Genomic DNA, 17,779 nt, shown 5'->3' on the forward strand with positions numbered 1-17,779 from the left:
CAGTTGCCCGTCCGCGCGCCAGCGCACCAGGTCGCCGGTGCGGTACATGCGCGATCCGGGCGCGCCGAAGGGGCACGCCACGAACCGCGACGCGGTCAGGGCGGCGCGCTTCCAGTAGCCGCAGGCCACGCCGGCGCCGGCGACATACAGCTCTCCGACGACGCCGGGCGGCACGGGTCGCAGCCATTCGTCGAGCACGAACGACGCCCCGTTGGGCACCGGGGAGCCGATCGGCACTGGCCCTACAGCGCCCGTTCCGGCCTGCAGCGGCGCGCTGATCGCGGCGTAGACCGTGGCTTCGGTCGGCCCGTAGGCGTTGATCATCACCCGGCCGGGCGCCCAGCGGTCCACGAGTTCGGCCGGGCAAGCCTCACCCGCGACCACCAGCGCGACCGACTCCAGGCCCGCGGGCGCGAGCGCGCCCGCCGCCGACGGGGTCTGGCTGAGCACGCTGACCCGCTCGGCCACCAGCAGCGCGTGCAGGTCTTCCGGTGAGCGCGCGACGGATTCGGGCACCACGACCAGCCGGCCGCCGTGCAACAGGGCACCGAAGATCTCCCAGACCGACACGTCGAAGGCCAGCGAATGCCATTGCGACCACACGCCGGTGCGCGGCAACCCGGAGTCTTTCGAGGCCAGCAGCTGGGTGACGTTGCGGTGCGTGACCGCAACGCCTTTGGGTACGCCGGTGGTGCCCGAGGTGTAGATCAGGTAGGCGAGGTGGTCGGGCCCCGGCGCCGGCAACGCGGTCGCGGGCCGGTCTTCGAGCTCGGGATCGTCGACGGCGATGACCGTGACGTCGTGGCCCTCGAGCCGGTCGGCGAGCCCGGGACTGGCGAGCGTGGCGATCGGGGCGGCGTCGGAGAGCATGAAGCCGATCCGCTCGGCCGGCAGCGCCGGATCGATCGGCAGGTAGGCCGCCCCGGTCTTCAGCACGGCAAGGATGGCGACGATCGCCTCGGCCGAGCGCGAAAACAGCAGCGCCACAGCCTGTCCCGGGCCCGCGCCCCGGGCGGCGAGCAGGTGCGCGAGCCGGTTCGACGCCTCGTCGAGCTCGCGGTAGGTCATCGAGTGGCCGTCGCATACCACCGCGGCGGTGTCCGGGGTGCGGGCCGCCTGGGCGGCGAACAGCGCCGGGATCGACTCGGTCTCGGTGGCCGGTCCGGTCAGCGCCGTGCGGTTGCCGAGGGCGTCCAGTCGGGCGTGTTCGGCGTCGTCGAGCAGGTCCACCGCCGACAACGCCTGCGCGGGGTCGGCGGTCATCGCGAGCAGCACGCGCTGCAACCGGCCGATGAGCGCCGCGATGCTGTCGGCGTCGAAGACGTCGGTGCGGAATTCCACGGTGCCGCCGATTCCGGCGGATTCACCCGCGTCGCTCCAGCGTTCGCCCATCGAGAACGTCAAATCCATTCGGGCGGTGTGGGTGTCGACCGGGATGGGCGTGACGTCGACATCGCCGAGGGCCAGTCCCGCGGCGGGCCCGCTCTCCTGCCCGGCGAAGTTCTGCCAGGCCAGCATCACCTGCACCAGCGGGTGATGGCTCAGGCTGCGGGCGGGATTGAGCCGCTCGACCAGCACCTCGAAGGGCACGTCCTGGTGCTCGTAGGCGGCCAGGCTGCGGTGGCGCACCTGGGACAGCAGCTCGGCGAAGGTGGGATCGCCGCCCAGATTTTCCAGATCGACCCTCAATACGAGTGTGTTGACGAAGAACCCGACCAGCTCGTCGAGCGCGGGGTCGCGGCGGCCGGCGATCGGGAAACCCACCGCCACATCGGAACTCGCGCTGATCTTCGACAGCAGCACCATCAGGGCGGTCTGGACCACCATGAAGCTGGTGGCGTTGTGTCGGCGCGCCACGTCGGCGACCCGCTGTTGCAGCTCGGCCGAAAAGTCGATCTCCACCGTGGCGCCGCGCTGGTCGGCCACCAGCGGGTAGGGCCTGTCGGTGGGCAGCGGCAGCCGCTCCGGCATTCCGGCCAGGGCCTCTTCCCAGTACGCCAGTTGGGCGGCGATGCGGCTGTCGCTGTCGTCGAGATCGCCGAACTGCGCACGCTGCCACAGCGTGTAGTCGACGTATTGCACCGACAGCGGCGACCAGTCGGGGCCGCGCCCGTCGCACCTGGCGGCATACGCCACGCCCAGGTCACGCACCAGCGGGGTGAGGGACATGCCGTCGGCGGCGATGTGGTGCACGACGGCGACCAGCACGTGCCGGTCGTCGCGGATGCGGAAAAGCTCTGCCCGCAAGGGGATTTGGGCCGACAGGTCGAAGGTGTAGCGGGCGGTGGCGCCGATAGCCTCATCCAGCTGGTCCGCCGACCAGGTGCCGGCGTCGACGACCTCCCACCCGAAGTCTGCCTTGCCGGCGGGGATCACCACCTGCTGCGGTAGTCCCTCGGGCGCAACGAACACCGTGCGCAGGCTCTCGTGACGGACCACCACGTCGCCCAGTGCCGCACCCAGGGCGTCCGCATCGAGCGGCCCGTCCAGCCGCAGCGCCGCCGCCATGTTGTACACCGGTGAGGGCCCTTGCAATTGGTCCAGGAACCACAATCGGTTCTGCGCGAACGACAACGGGATGACCGCCGGCCGCTCGGCGGCCGTCAACGGCTCCAGCCCGCTGCCGCCCTCACCGATCCGGGGGGCCAGCTGGGCGATGGTGGGCGCCTCGAACACGGCGCGCACCGGGAGGCCGGCGTCGAGGCTGGCGTTGATCGCGGCGACCAGGCGCATCGCGGAGATGCTGTCGCCGCCCAGGTCGAAGAAGGAGTCGTCGACCCCGACCCGCTCGACGCCGAGGACTCCGGCGTAGACGCCGGCCAGGATTTCCTCGGTGAGCGTTTCCGGCGCGCGGTACCGACCGGCCGTGTATTCCGGTGCGGGCAGGGCGCGCGCGTCGAGTTTGCCGTTGGGGGTCAACGGAATCGCGTCGAGCGTCACCACTGCGGCGGGCACCATGAAGGCGGGCAGCCGTTCGCCCAGCGCGGCGCGCAGCTGGGTGAGGTCGGCGCTGCCGGTGACGTAGCCGACGAGCCGCTTGTCACCGGGACGGTCTTCGCGCGCGACGACGACTGCCTGTGCGACGCCGTCGAATCCGGCCAGGGCGGACTGGATTTCGCCGAGCTCGATGCGGTAGCCACGGATCTTGACCTGTTCGTCGGCGCGGCCGAGGCAGAGCAGTTGGCCCACACCGGATCCCGAGCGCTCCCAGCGGACCAGGTCGCCGGTCCGGTACATGCGGGTTCCGGCCCCACCGAAGGGGCAGGCGACGAACCGCGACGCGGTCAGGCCGGCCCGGCCGACATACCCTGCGGCGACACCGGATCCGGCGACGTACAGCTCGCCGACGACGCCGGGCGGCACCGGCCGCAACGCGTCGTCGAGCACGAACAGCGCCGCCCCGGGGACCGGCGACCCGATGGGAACCGGCCCCATCCCGGCCGCCAGCGGCGCGCTGATGGTCACGCACATCGTGGTCTCGGTCGGGCCGTAGGCGTTGACCATCACCCGCCCGGGCGCCCACTGGTCGACGACCTCGGCCGGGCAGGCCTCCCCGGCCATCACCAGCGACACGGAGTCCAGCCCCTCCCGCGAGAGCATGGCCACCGCCGACGGGGTCTGGGTCAACACGCTGACCTGCTGGGCGACCAGGACGTCGTGCAGGTCGTGCGGGGACGCCGCCACCGCCTCGGGGACGACCACCAGTCGCCCGCCGCGCAGCAGCGCGCCGAAGATCTCCCACACCGAGACGTCGAACGCCAGCGAGTGACATTGCGACCAGACCCCCGCGGCCGGCAGGCCCGCGTCCAGGGATCCCAGCAGCTGGGTGACGTTGCGGTGAGTGATGGCGACGCCTTTGGGCACACCGGTGGTGCCCGAGGTGTAGATCAGGTAGGCGAGGTGGTCCGGCCCCGGCGCCGGCAGCGCCGTGTCGGGCAGGGTGTCGACGCGGGGATCGTTGACGTCGATGATCGTCACACCGCGACCGTCGAGCCGCTCGGCCAGGTCGGCGGTGGTGACCGCGGCGACCGGTTTCGCGTCGCCGAGCATGAACTCGATGCGCGCGTCCGGCGAGGAGGGGTCGATCGGCAGGTAGGCCGCTCCCGTTTTGAGCACGGCCAGGATCGACGCGACGGCTTCGGCAGACCGCGAAAACAGCAGCGCCACAACCTGTCCCGGGCCCGCGCCCGCGGACGCCAGGCAGTGCGCCAACCGGTTGGACGCCTCGTCGAGTTCCCGGTAGGTCACCGACAGGTCGCCGCACACCAGCGCCACGGATTCCGGGGCCCGCGCGGCCTGCGCGGCGAACAGCGCCGGAATCGACGCCGGCACGTCGCCGGCCGGCCGGGTCAAAACCGCGTGGTTGCCAAGCTCTTTCAGGCGGGCGTGCTCGGCCTCGTCGAGCAGATCCACCGACGACAGCGGGTGGGCGGGGTCGGCGGTCATCGCGGTCAGGACCCGCTGCAGGCGGCCGATCAGCGCCTCGACGGTCGTGGCGTCGAACACGTCGGTGCGGAATTCCACCCGTCCGCCGATGCCGGCGGCCTCCCCGCGCTCGGTCCACCGTTCGGCCAGGGAGAACACCAGGTCCATGCGGGCCGACTGGTCCTCGACGGGCACGGAGGTCACCTCGAGGTCACCCAGCGCCAGGCCGGCGGCGGGGTCGTCGTGGCCGGCGAAGTTCTGCCAGGCCAGCATCACCTGCACCAGCGGGTGATGGGTCAGGCTCCGGGTGGGGTTGACCCGCTCGACCAGCACCTCGAACGGCACGTCCTGATGTTCGAACGCGGCCAGGCTCTGGGCCTGGACCCGGTCCAGCAGTTCGGCGAAGCTGGGATCGCCGGCCAGGTCGACGCGGAGCACCAGGGTGTTGACGAAGAAGCCCACCAGTTGATCGAGCGCGGGGTCGCGCCGCCCGGCGATCGGGAAGCCCACCGCCACATCGGGACTCGCGCTGACCTTCGACAGCAGCACGGCCAGGGCAGCCTGCACCACCATGAAGCTGGTCGCGTTGTGCTCGCGGGCCACCCGGCGCACCTGCTGCTGCAGCTCGGCCGGCCAGTCGACCACCACGCTGTCGCCGCGCTGATCGGCCACCGCCGGGTAGGGGCGATCGGTGGGCAGCTCGAGTCGCTCGGGCATGCCGGCCAGGGCGCGCTCCCAGTACGCCAGTTGAGCGCCGATGCGGCTGTCGCCGTCGTCGAGGTCGCCGAGTTGGGCGCGCTGCCACAGCGTGTAGTCGATGTACTGCACCGGCAGGTCGGCCCAGTCGGGCGCGCGCCCGGCGGACCGGCTGGTGTAGGCCAGGCTCAGGTCGGCGCCCAGCGGCGTCAGCGACATGCCGTCCGCGGCGATGTGGTGTACCGCGATCACGAGCAGGTGCTCGTCCTCGGTGATGGTGAAAAGCCGTGCCCGAATCGGGATTTCGGCCGCCAGATCGAAGGCGTGGCGCGTCACCGACTTGACGGCGTCGTCCAGCCGGCTCGTCGGCCACGCGGTGGCATCGACGACCTCCCAGCCGAATTCGGCGCGCTCGGCGGGCACGACCTCCTGTCGGGGGGTGCCTTCGTGCGACGGGAACAGGGTGCGCAGGCTCTCATGACGGCTCACCACGTCGGCCAGCGCGGCACCGAGCGCGTGCGCGTCGAGCCGCCCGCGCAGCCGCAGGGCCGCCGCCATGTTGTACAGCGGTGAGGGGCCCTGGAATTGGTCGATGAACCACAGCCGGTTCTGCGCGAAGGACAACGGGATGATCGCCGGCCGCTCCCCCGCCACCAGCGGTTCCAGCCGGCCCGAGCTCTCCGCGATGCGGGGCGCCAGCTGGGCGACGGTGGGCGCCTCGAAGACGACGCGCACCGGTAGCTCGGTTTCCAGCGTGGTGTTGATCGCGGTGATCAGGCGCATGGTGGACAGCGAGTCGCCGCCGAGGTCGAAGAACGAGTCGTCGACGCCGACGCGTTCGACGCCGAGGACTCCGGCATAGATGCCGGCCAGGATTTCCTCGATGGCGGTGCTCGGGGCGCGGTATCCGTTGCCGCCCTGGTAGTCCGGGGCGGGCAGGGCGCGGGCGTCGAGCTTGCCGTTGACCGTCATCGGCAGCGCGTCGAGCACCACCACCGCCGCGGGGACCATGTAGGCGGGGAGGCGCTCCGCCACCGCGGCGCGTGCGCGGGCCGGCTCCGCGGTCCCGGTGATGTAACCCACCAGGCGTTTGTCGCCGGGCCGGTCCTCGCGGGCGACGACGACCGCCTGCTCGACCCCGTCGAGCGCGGACAGCGCGGCGCGGATCTCGCCCAATTCGATGCGATACCCACGCACCTTAACCTGTTCATCGGCGCGGCCCAGATACTGCAGCTGCCCCTCCCCGGATCCGGAGCGGCCCCAGCGCACCAGGTCGCCGGTGCGGTACATGCGGGTGCCGGGTTCGCCGAACGGGCAGGCCAGGAATCGCGACGCGGTCAGCCCGGGGCGCCGCCAATAGCCGACGCCGACACCTTCGCCGGCCAGATACAGCTCCCCGACCACCCCGGCGGGCACCGGGCGCAACCACTCATCGAGCACGAAGAACGCCGCCCAGCTCACCGGGGAGCCGATCGGCGGGAATCCCGAACCCGCCGTCAAGGGCGCGCTCTTGCACGCCCACATGGTGGTCTCGGTCGGGCCGTACACGTTGACCATCACCCGACCCGGCGCCCAGCGGTCCACCAGCTCCGGCGGGCAGGGCTCGGCGCCGATCACCAACGCCGTGCCGTCCAGCCCCTGCGGCGAGAGCAGCCCCACCGCCGAGGGGGTCTGGGTCAGCACCGTGACGCCCTCGCGCACCAGCAGGGCGTGGAACTCCTCGGGTGAGCGGGCCACCGCATCCGGCACGACGACCAGGCGCCCGCCGTGCAGCAGCGCGCCCCAGATCTCCCACACCGAGAAGTCGAACGCATAGGAGTGGAATTGGGTCCACACCTGCTCGGCCGACAACGCGATGCCGAGCCGCAGGTCGTCGAACAACTGCGCGACGTTGTGCTGAGTCACCGCAACGCCTTTGGGCACACCGGTGGTGCCCGAGGTGTAGATGACATGGGCCAGATCGGTGGGCGCCGGCGCGGGCGGCGGGGTGCTCGGCTGGGCCGCCACCGCGGGGTCGGCCACGTCGACGACGATCAGGTCGAAGCCGTCGAACCTGTCGGCCAGGTCGGCGGTGGTGACCGCGGCCATCGGGGCGGCGTCGGTGAGCATGAACTCCACCCGCGCTGCCGGCAGCGCGGGATCGATCGGCAGATACGCCGCGCCGGACTTGAGCACCGCCAGGATCGCCACGATCGCCTCGGCCGACCGCGAAAACAGCAGCGCCACAAACGCACCCGGGCCGGCGCCGCGATCGACCAGCACGTGCGCCAACCGGTTGGCGGCCTCATCGAGCTCGCGGTAGGTCATGGACCGGTCTTCGAACGTCAGCGCCACCGCGTCCGGCGTGCGCGCCGCCTGCGCGGCGAACAAGCCCGCAACGGTCACCGGCTCCATCCGCTCGGACAGCACCGCCTGGTTGCCCCACTGCGCCAGCCGGGCGTGCTCGGCGGTGTCGAGCAGATCCACCGACGACAGGCGCCGCTCCGGGTCCGCGGTCACCGCGGCCAGCAGCCGCTGCAGCCGGTCGATCATCGCCTCGACGGTGTCCGCGTTGTAGACGTCGGTGCGGTATTCGGCAGTCACGGCGATCCCGGCGCGCTGGCCGGACTCGGTGAAGCGTTCGGCCAGTGAGAACGTCAGGTCCATGCGAGCGGTGTTGGTGTGCAACGGCATTGGGGTGACCCGCAGGTCTCCCAGCGCCAGCCCGGCGGCGGGGGCGGTGACCTCCCCCGGGAAGTTCTCCCAGCCCAGCAGCACCTGAACGAGCGGGTGATGGGCCATGCTGCGGGTGGGGTTGAGCCGCTCCACCAGCAGTTCGAATGGCACGTCCTGGTGTTCGAACGCGGCCAGGCTGCGCCGGCGCACCTGGCCCAGCAGCTCGGCGAAGGTCGGGTCCCCGCCCAGTTCTCCGAGGTCGACCCGCAGCACCAGGGTGTTGACGAAGAAGCCGATCAGGTCGTCGAGGGCGGGTTCGGGACGCCCGGCGATCGGGAAGCCCACGGCCACATCGGTACTGGCGCTGATCTTGGCGAGCAGCGCGGCGAAGGCGGCCTGGATCACCATGAAGCTGGTGGCGTTGTGCTCGCGCGCGACCCGGCGGACCTGTTGCTGTAGCTCGGCCGGCCAGTCCACCGCCAGCCGGGCGCCGCGGTGGTCGGCGACCTGCGGGTAGGGCCGATCGGTGGGCAGCTGCAGGCGTTCGGGCAGCCCGGCCAGCGCGTCCGCCCAGTAATCCAGTTGGGCGGCGATGCGGCTGTCGCGGTCGTCCACGTCCCCGAGATGTGCGCGCTGCCACAGCGTGTAGTCGACGTATTGCACCGCCAGGGGCGTCCAGTCGGGGGCCTGCCCCGCGCAGCGGCTCGCGTAGGCGATTCCGAGGTCGCGCGCGAACGGGGTGATCGACCACCCGTCGGCGGCGATGTGGTGCACCGCGACCACCAGCATGTGTTCGTCGTCGCTGACGGTGAAAAGCTCGGTGTGCAGGGGGCTTTCGTGCGACAGGTCGAAGGTGTACCGGGCGGCCGTCTCCATGCTCTCCCGCAGCCGGTCCTGCGGCCACCCACGCGCGTCGATGACGTCGCAGGCGAACCCGATGCGTTCGGCGGGAACCACCACCTGCTGCGGGATTCCGTCGGCCGAGGCGAACACCGTGCGCAGGGTTTCGTGGCGGCCCACGACGTCGGCCAGTGCCGCGGCCAGCGCGTCGGCGTCGAGGTGCCCGCGCAGCCGCAGCGCCACGGTGATGTTGTACATCGGCGAGGCGCCCTGGAACTGGTCGATGAACCACAGCCGGGTCTGCGCGAAGGAGAGCGGGATCACCGCCGGGCGCTCCCCCGCGACCAGCGGGTCGGGACGGTCGGCGTCCCCACTGGTGAGAAGGGCCAACTCGGCGACGGTGGGTGCCTCGAACACGGCCCGCACGCCGAGGTCGGAATTGAAACTGGTGTTGACCGCGGCGATCAGGCGCATCGCCGACAGCGAATCCCCACCCAGGTCGAAGAACGAGTCGTCGACACCCACCCGTTCCAGGCCGAGCACCTGAGCGTAGATGCCGACCAGGATCTCCTCGACGGCGGTGGCCGGGGCGCGGTACCGATCGGCGTCCTGGTAGTCCGGGGCGGGCAGGGCCTTGCGGTCGAGCTTGCCCGAGGTCGTCATCGGGAATTCTTCCAGCGCCACAATGTGTGTCGGCACCATGTACTCGGGCAGCCAGGCGCTCAACCGCTCGCGCACCTCGCCGACCTTGGTGTTGGTCCGGGGGTCGTTGGCGTGGATGGTGCGCCGCCGGGCCCCGTCGGGCGCCACGTAGAGATCGGTCAGCGCCGGGAAGGCCTGGTCGGCGGAGGCGATGAAAACCGCACTGAGAGTACCGGGTTGGGCGCCCCAGGTGACAGCGACGCCATATCCGGCGCGCTCACCGAGGCGGTGCAACTCTTCGGCGACGGTGGCGTCGGGACCGGCGTCGGCCTGGGCCAGCGCGTCGGCCAGGGGCAATCCCTGCGCCAGCGCGCCCTCGACACCGACGTCGGTGATCAGTCCGGCGCGCGGGATGTCGGTGATGCGGACGGCGGGGGGACGCCGCGACGTCAGGGTCTCGCGCAGCCCGCGCAGCCCGTTGCACTGCGCCCACGTCAGCGTGGGCTCGTCGGCCACCGAGCGCACGGCCGCGGGAGCCTTGTGGATGGCGACGTCGTAGCGGTGCCGGTTGAGTTCGTTGTCGGCCATTCCACGTTTGACGCGGATGTCGATCCCGACGGCTTCCGGGCGCGAGCGCGCCCAGGAGGTGAAAAACTCCGGCGCCAAAAGCAATTCGGTCTCGCCGAGCATGGCGTGGCGGACGCGCTGGCGGATCTCGGCCGCGTCGGCGGCGTCGCCGCGGGCCAGCGCGATCGCGGTCTGGAACGCGCCCTGCAGGGTGTGGTTGCGGATGTCCCCGATGAAGACCGCTCCGCCCGGCGCCAACAGCTCCATGGCCTTGTCGATGACCTGGGCCAGATATCCCGCGTTGGGGAAGTACTGGACGACCGAGTTGAGAATGATGGTGTCGAAATGACCCTGCGGCAGCCCGTCGGTGACGTGGGCGGGTTGGGTCAGCAGTTCCACGCGGTCGCGCCACGGCAGCTGCAGCCGCTCCATCGCGCGCGCCAGGTTGTCGATCGCGACGGCCGAGAAGTCGGTGGCGACATACTGGTCGCAGTGCGGGGCGATCTGTGAGAGCAGCAACCCCGAGCCCGCGCCGATCTCCAGCACCCGCCGGGGCCGCAGGGACATGATGCGATCGACTGTGGCGGAACGCCATTCGACCATCTCTTCGAGCGGGATCGGTTCGCCGGTGTAGCTGCTGTTCCAGCCGCGGAAATCCTCGCCGAAGTTGGCCGCGAGGTCGGCGCCGTACAGGTCGTCGTAGAGGTGCTGCCACTCCTGGACGTCTTCGGCGTCCTGCTGCAGATCCCGGTCGGTGGTGGCGTTGTGATCGAGCGTCACGTAGGCGACCAGGTGCGAGCCGGTCGCGGTGTCCGCGACGGTGACGGCGGCCTGGGTCACCTGCGGGCAGGCCAGCAGGGTGTTTTCGATTTCGCCCAGTTCGATGCGCTGTCCGCGCAGTTTGATCTGGTTGTCGGCGCGGCCCAGGTAATCCAGGGTCCCGTCGGACATCCAGCGCACCAGGTCGCCGGTGCGATACATCCTTGTTCCGGGCGCGCCAAAGGGGTTGGCGACGAACCGTTCTGCGGTCAACTCCACCCGGCCCAGATAGCCGTGCCCCAGGGCCGGCCCGCTCAGATACAGCTCGCCCACCACGCCTACCGGGACGGGGTTCAGCCACGCGTCGAGCACGCGCGCGCACACGCCGGAGATGGGGGCGCCGATGCGAACGGGTTCGCCCGCCGACAGCCGCGCGCAGGTGACCCAGATGGTGGTCTCGCTCGGGCCGTAACCGTTGAACATCTGGCGGCCCGGCGCCCAGGCGTCCACCAGCTCGGGCAGGCAGGCCTCCCCGACGGCGACCAGCGTGTCCAGGCGATCCAGCCGGGCGCGGTCCAGCGTCGAGATCACGGTGGGCGTCAGGATGGCCGCGCTGACCCGCTGGTCGTGCAGCAAGGCGGTCAGCGCCTCACCGGCATACACCTGCGGCGGCGCCACCACCAGGGCGGCGCCAGATCCCGCCGCCAGCAACAGTTCTCCGACCGAGGCGTCGAAGGTCGGCGAGGCGACCATCAGCACCCGCGCGTCCGAGCCCAGACCGAACAGCTCGCGCTGGGCGGCGGCCCAGCCCAGCATGCCGCTGTGGCCCACCGCGACGCCCTTGGGGACGCCGGTCGATCCCGACGTGAAGATCAGGTAGGCGGTGTCGCCCGCCCGCAGCGGCGAGAGCCGGTCGGCGTCGGTGATCTCCTGCGCCGAGCACGCTGACAGGTCGAGACCGTCGAGACGCACGATCGGGCGCGTCCCGGCGCCCGCGACGTCGTCGGTGCCGCACGTCAACACGCACACCGCGTCGACGGCGTCGAGCACCGAGGCGATGCGCTCGACCGGATGGTCCAGATCCACCGGGGCATAGATGCCACCGGCCTTGACGACCGCCCACCACGCCACCACCAGCTCCGCGCACCGGCCGATCGCCACACCGACGGCGCGCTCCGGGCCGACGCCTGCGTCGATCAGCTTGCGCGCCAACCGCGTTGACCACTCGTCGAGTTCGCGATACGACAACGCCCGCGCGCCGTCGATCACGGCGGGCGCGTCCGGGCCCGCCGCCACCGCCGCGGCGAGCAGCTCCGGCGCCACGCCCACCGGCGCCCCCACGCCGGCCCCGGACATCCTCGACAGCACCAGGTCGCGCTCGTCGCGGTCCAGCAGGTCCATCGATGACAGCCGCCGGGCGGGGTCGGCGGTCATCGCCACCAACACCCGCTGCAGGCGCTCGACGAGTGACGCGATGTCAGCGGCATCGAACACGTCGGCGTCGAATTCGATGTGCAGGCCGAGTTCGCGGCCGGGCAGGGCCTCCACCGTCAGCGGATAGTGGTTGTACTCGCGGTTGGTGAACGCGGCGATGGCCAGGCCGTCGTCGCCCAGGGTCATGCCGCTGTCGATCGGGTAGTTCTCGTAGACGAACAGCGTGTCGAAAAGCTGGTCGTGGCCGGTGACGCGGTGGATCTCGCTGAGCGCCAGGTGCTGGTGCTCGAGCGCGTCGTTGTGACTGTTCTGCAGCTGCGCCAGCAGATCGGCGGTGGTGGTCGTCGCGGTGATGTTGGCGCGCACCGGCACCGTGTTGATCAGCAGCCCGACCATCGACTCCGCGTCGTCGACCTCGAGCTGGCCGACCCGCGACCGCGGGGTGCCGAAGACGACGTCGTGCTGACCCGTGAGCGAGGTCAGCACCAACGCCCACGCGGCCTGCAGCACGGTGCTCAGCGTGGTGTGGTGCGAGCGCGCCAGCTCGCCGAGGGCCCGGGTGGTCTGCGCGGACACGCGAGACTTCTCAAAGCCGCGGCGCCCCTGCCCCAATCGGTCTTCGGGCGCGACCAGGGTGGGAGTTTGCAAGCCGGACAACAGCTCTGCCCAGGCCTCGCGGGAGGCGTCGAGGTCGCGATCGGCCAGCCAGGTGAGGAAGGCCCGGTAGGAGCCGGCGGCGGGCAGGCGCTGCCCGTAGTAGCTGGCGAAGATCTCGCGCAGCAGGATGGGGAGCGACCAGCCGTCGAGCAGGATGTGGTGATTGGTCAGCACGAACCGGAATCGCCGGTCCGCGGTGCGGATCAACGCGGCCCGGAACGCCGCCTGCCCGGCGAGGTCGCACACCGCGGCGCGTTCGGCCGCGCACAGGCGCTCGATTCGCGCGTCGGCGTCGGCCTCCCCGGCGCCGCCGTCGTCGAGCTCGAGGTACCGCCACTCGACCACGGGATCGGCGGGGATGATCTGCACCGGCTCGTCGAACTGTTCGCAGAACAGGGCCGCCAGGTGGGGGTGCCGCTTGACGACGGTGTGCACCGCGTCGCGCAGCCGGTCGGGGTCGAGCGGCCCGGTCAGCGTGAAATCCAGTTGAACCGCGTACATGTCGTCGCCGCCCTGCGCGGTGCTGGAGTGGAACAGCAGCCCCTGCTGCAGCGGCGTCAGCGGCAAGATGTCGGCGATGTGGTGCCGGCGCGCCAGCTCGTCGATCTGCTGTTGGCTCAAACGGGCCGGGGCGATGTCCGACGGCGTCAGCCCCCCGCCGCCGTTGCGGACGTGTGCGCAGACCCCGGACAGCGCCTCGAACCACAGCCGGCTCAACCGGGTGATCTGCGTGGCGTCGAGAACCGATGGCGCCCAGGTCCATTCGGCGTGCAGGTGCGGCCCGGCGCCGGTGTCGATGGTGCCGGCATTGAGTTCGACGGTGTGCATCAGCGGCATGGGCACCGCCGCGGCGGCGCCGATCAACGACAGCCCATCCTGGCTGATGCTCCAGCCCTCCCCCGCCGAATCGGGCGCTGCGCCTTGGCGTCCCAGGTAATTGAAGGCGATGGAGGGGTCGGGTCCGGCGAGGTCGACGTCGGAGTTGAGGTAGCGCAGCAGCCCGTAGGTCAGTGGGTCGGGCAGCGCGCGCAGCTGCTCCTTGGCGTCTTTGATGATGGGCCCCAGCGCCGTGTCGCCGGAAACCACCTGCGCCCAGCGCAACCCGGCCACCGCCAGGGACACCGGGTACTTGGTGGTGAACCATCCGACGGTGCGGGACAGATCGATGTCGGCGCCGAGTTCCTCGTGGCGTCCGTGAGCCTCGACGTCGATGCCGATCGGGGCGCCGGTGTCACCCAAGAATTCCGCCCATGCCAGCCCGAAGGCGATCAACAGGATGTCCTGGATCCCGGCGTGGAACGCGGTCGGCACCTCGCCGAGCAGCATCGCGGTCGTCTCGGCGTCCAGCTCGACCGACAAGCGCCCGGCGCTGGCGTAGGTGTCCACGTCGGGGCGCGCCGCGGGCAGCGCGGCGGGCGCCTCCGTCACCCGCTTCCAGGCGTTCAGCTGGCCGACGACGTCGGGGTGGCGCGCGTGCTCGTTCAGCATCGTCGCCCAGCGGGCAAACGAGGTCCCCGCCGGCGGCAGCTCCACCGGCTGTCCGGCGCTGTGCAGCGCCCACGCAATGTTGAGGTCTTCCAACAGGATCCACCACGACACCGCGTCGACGGCCAGGTGGTGGATGATCACCGCCAGCCGGCCGGTGGATTCGACCCACAACGCGCTCAGCATCGCCCCGGTGAACGGGTTCAACCGCGAACGGGCGTCAAGCAGCGCGTCGTCGGTCAGCGCGTCCACCGCCTGCAGGCAGTCCTGCGCCCACACCGACCCGGGTTCGGGAATGTGGAACGACCAGCCGCCGGTGCCGTCGCGCTCGACCCGCAGCCGAAGCATGGCGTGCCGATCAACCAAGGCCTGCAACACCATTGAGACGTCGGCCGCGGTCACCCCCGCGGGGGCCTGCACCATCACGGTCTGGTTGAACTGATCGACCGGGCCGGCCTGCTCCGCGCCCTCTAGCCACCGCATGATCGGGGTGGGCGGCACCGGCCCGACGCCCTCGTCGACCACCTGCGCCGCTCCGTCGCTCACCCCCGCCACCCGGGCGAGCCGGGCGACGGTCTGCTCGACGAACACGTCTCGGGGCCGGCAGGTCAGGCCCGCCGCGCGGGCCCGCGCCACGACTTGCAGCGACAAGATGCTGTCGCCGCCCAGTTCGAAGAAGGACTCGTCGACGCCGACGCGCTGCACGCCGAGCACCTCGGCGTAGATGCCGGCCAGGATCTCCTCGACCGCGTTGCCCGGGGCGCGGTACTCGCCCGTCGTGTATTCGGGCGTCGACAGAGCGCGGATGTCGAGTTTGCCGTTGGGCGTCAGCGGGAGCGCCTCGAGGACGACCACCGCGGCCGGCACCATGTAGCCCGGCAGCCGCTCGGCCAGTGCGGCGCGCGCCTCGACGGGGTCGGCGATGCCGGTGACGTAACCGACCAGGCGTTTGTCGCCGGGGCGGTCCTCGCGGGCGATCACCACGGCTTGGTCGACGCCGTCGAGCGCGGCGAGCGCGGCCTGGATTTCGCCGAGTTCGATGCGGTAGCCGCGGATTTTGACCTGTTCGTCGGCGCGGCCGAGGTACTGCAGTTGACCGTCATCGCCCCAGGACGCCAGGTCCCCGGTGCGGTACATGCGCGCGCCCGCCCCACCGAACGGGCAGGCCACGAATCGTGACGCGGTCAGCCCGGTCCGGCCGACGTAGCCGCTGGTCACCCCGTCGCCGGCGACATACAACTCCCCCACGACGCCCGGCGGCACCGGGCGCAGCCAGCCGTCGAGCACGAACAACGCCGCACCCGGCACCGGGGAACCGATCGGCGGGATCCCGGATCCCTTCGTCAGTGGCGCGCTGATCGCCACGCACATGGTCGTCTCGGTCGGGCCGTAGGCGTTGACCATCACCCGGCCCGGCGCCCAGCGGTCCACCACCTCGGCCGGGCAGGCCTCGCCCACCACCACCAGCGACGCCGCCGAAAGCCGCTCGGGCGAGAGCATCGCCACGGCCGACGGGGTCTGGGTCAACACGCTGACGTCCTCGCCGGCTAGCACGTCGTGCAGTTCGTCGGGTGAGCGCGTGACGTCCTCGGGGACCACGACCAGCCGCCCGCCGCGCAGCAGCGCGCCGAAGATCTCCCAGACCGAGACGTCGAAGGCGTACGAGTGGCACTGCGACCACACGCCCGACGGCGGCAGGCCGGCGTCCAGCGATCCCAACAGCTGCGTCACGTTGCGATGCGTGACCGCGACGCCTTTGGGGACACCGGTGGTGCCCGAGGTGTAGATCAGGTAGGCGACGTGGTCCGGACCGGGCGCCGGCAAGGCGTCGGCGCGCTGGGCGTCGATGCGCGAATCGTTGACATCGATGACCGGCACGTCGTGGCCGTCGAGGCGGTCGGCCAGATCGACGGTGCTCAGCGCGGCAACGGGTTTGGCGTCGTCGAGCATGAACCCGATCCGCGACTCGGGCGAGGACGGATCGATCGGCAGGTAGGCCGCACCGGTCTTGAGCACCGCCAGGATCGACGCGACGGCTTCGGGCGACCGCGAAAACATCAGCGCCACAGTCTGTCCCGGGCCTGCGCCCAGTCCGGTCAATAGATGCGCCAGCCGGTTGGACGCCTCATCGAGTTCCCGGTAGGTCACCGACCGGCCCTCACACACCAGCGCCACGGCCTCGGGCGTGCGCGCCACCTGGGTGGCGAACAGTTCCGGCACCGACATGGGCGCGCTCGCCGGCAGGTTCAAAACCTCCTTATTACCAAGTTCTTCCAGGCGTGTGCGCTCCGCGGACCGCAGCACATCCAGCGACGCCAGGCGCCGGCTCGGATCGGCGACCATGGTCGCCAGCACACGCTGCAGCCGTTCGGCCAGGTCCGCGACGTCGAAATTCGAAAACGGTTGCCCGGTACCGACAGTGCTCAGGAATTGCTGGTCGCCGAATCCGAGGAAGAACAGTCCGAAGTGGCCAACCGGCCCGAAGCTGGTGTAGGTCGCGGTCGCCGGGATGCCGTTGAGGCTGAGGGTGAGGCGGGCCGGGACGAAGTTGACGACCACCCGGTTGGGCGCCTGCCGCGGGCCGTTGAAGCCGCCTTCGCCGTCCAGCGTCCGCGTCGGGAATTGCTGATGGCGCAACGCCTCTCGAGACCGCTGGTCAACATGCCGGCAAAAGTCGGCGAACGAGGTGTCCGGCGCGGCCTTCAGCACCAGGGGCACCACGCCGGCGAGCATGCCGGGGTGCGTCTTCGACTCCGGGTCGACGCGCCGGCTGACCGGAAAGTCGAGCACGACTTCGTCGGAACCGTCGGCGCACCAACCCCGCACCAGAAGCGCGCAGGCCGCGGTGAGTACCGATGACCGACGGATGCCCAACGTCTTGGACAACTCTTTGACCCTGCCGACCACGGACTGATCCAGTTGCACTGGCGGAGAAGGTGAATACGGGTCTCGCCCGTCATTCAGCGCCGGTGCCGGATAGTCCGCCCCGCTGCCCGCGGGGCGGTGCGCGACCCAATACTCTTGATCTTCACGGAATTTGGCGGACCCCTCGTATTCCAGCTCGCCGCTGACGAGGTCATGCAGGGAGCCGAAGAAGGCGGGGGGAACTGGCTTGCCGGCGGCCAGCGCGGAGTAGACGGCGGCGATCCGTCGTCCGGTCAGCGCGATGCCCATGCCGTCGATGGCGATGTGATGGCAGACGGTGAACCAGTAGTACTCGTCGGGACCCGTACGGAACAAAGCGAATTTGATCATCGGGCCGGTGAGCGGCATCGGCGTTCGCTGGATCGATGCCGCAGTCTCGCGGACTTCCCGCTCCGGATCCGGCGATTCCGTCAGGTCGTAGAAGACCAAGTCGACGTCGTCGTAGTCGACGGCCTTCTGGAAGACCTGGCCGTCGGCCTCGAAGAACGAGGCCCGCAGGCTCTCGGCCTCGTTGACCACGTGTCGCATAGCTTGGTGCAACAGACGGGGGTCGATCGCCCCGTCGATACGGACCAGCACGCCCAGCTGCCACGCCGCGTCGAAATGGCCGGCCTGTTGTGCTAACCAGATATCGAGCTGGCCTCGTGTTACCGGGAGTGCCCGGTCACCACCACGCTCCACTGAACCCCCCAAG

1 protein-coding gene (only partly in view) is annotated in these 17,779 nt (G+C 70.8%); it reads right to left on the reverse strand.

Annotation, left to right across the window (positions count from 1 at the left end; translation table 11 throughout):
• Positions 1-17,766: the 5' portion of a non-ribosomal peptide synthase/polyketide synthase gene (locus tag OCU_RS38970; protein ID WP_014380277.1), read on the reverse strand. The gene continues 13,485 nt to the left of window position 1, outside the view; 17,766 of the gene's 31,251 nt are visible here — the first part of the coding sequence; it begins with the start codon at positions 17,764-17,766; the stop codon falls past the left edge of the window.
• Between the last annotated feature and the right edge of the window lie 13 nt (positions 17,767-17,779).

It is taken from the genome of Mycobacterium intracellulare ATCC 13950 (assembly GCF_000277125.1).
Lineage (GTDB): Bacteria > Actinomycetota > Actinomycetes > Mycobacteriales > Mycobacteriaceae > Mycobacterium > Mycobacterium intracellulare.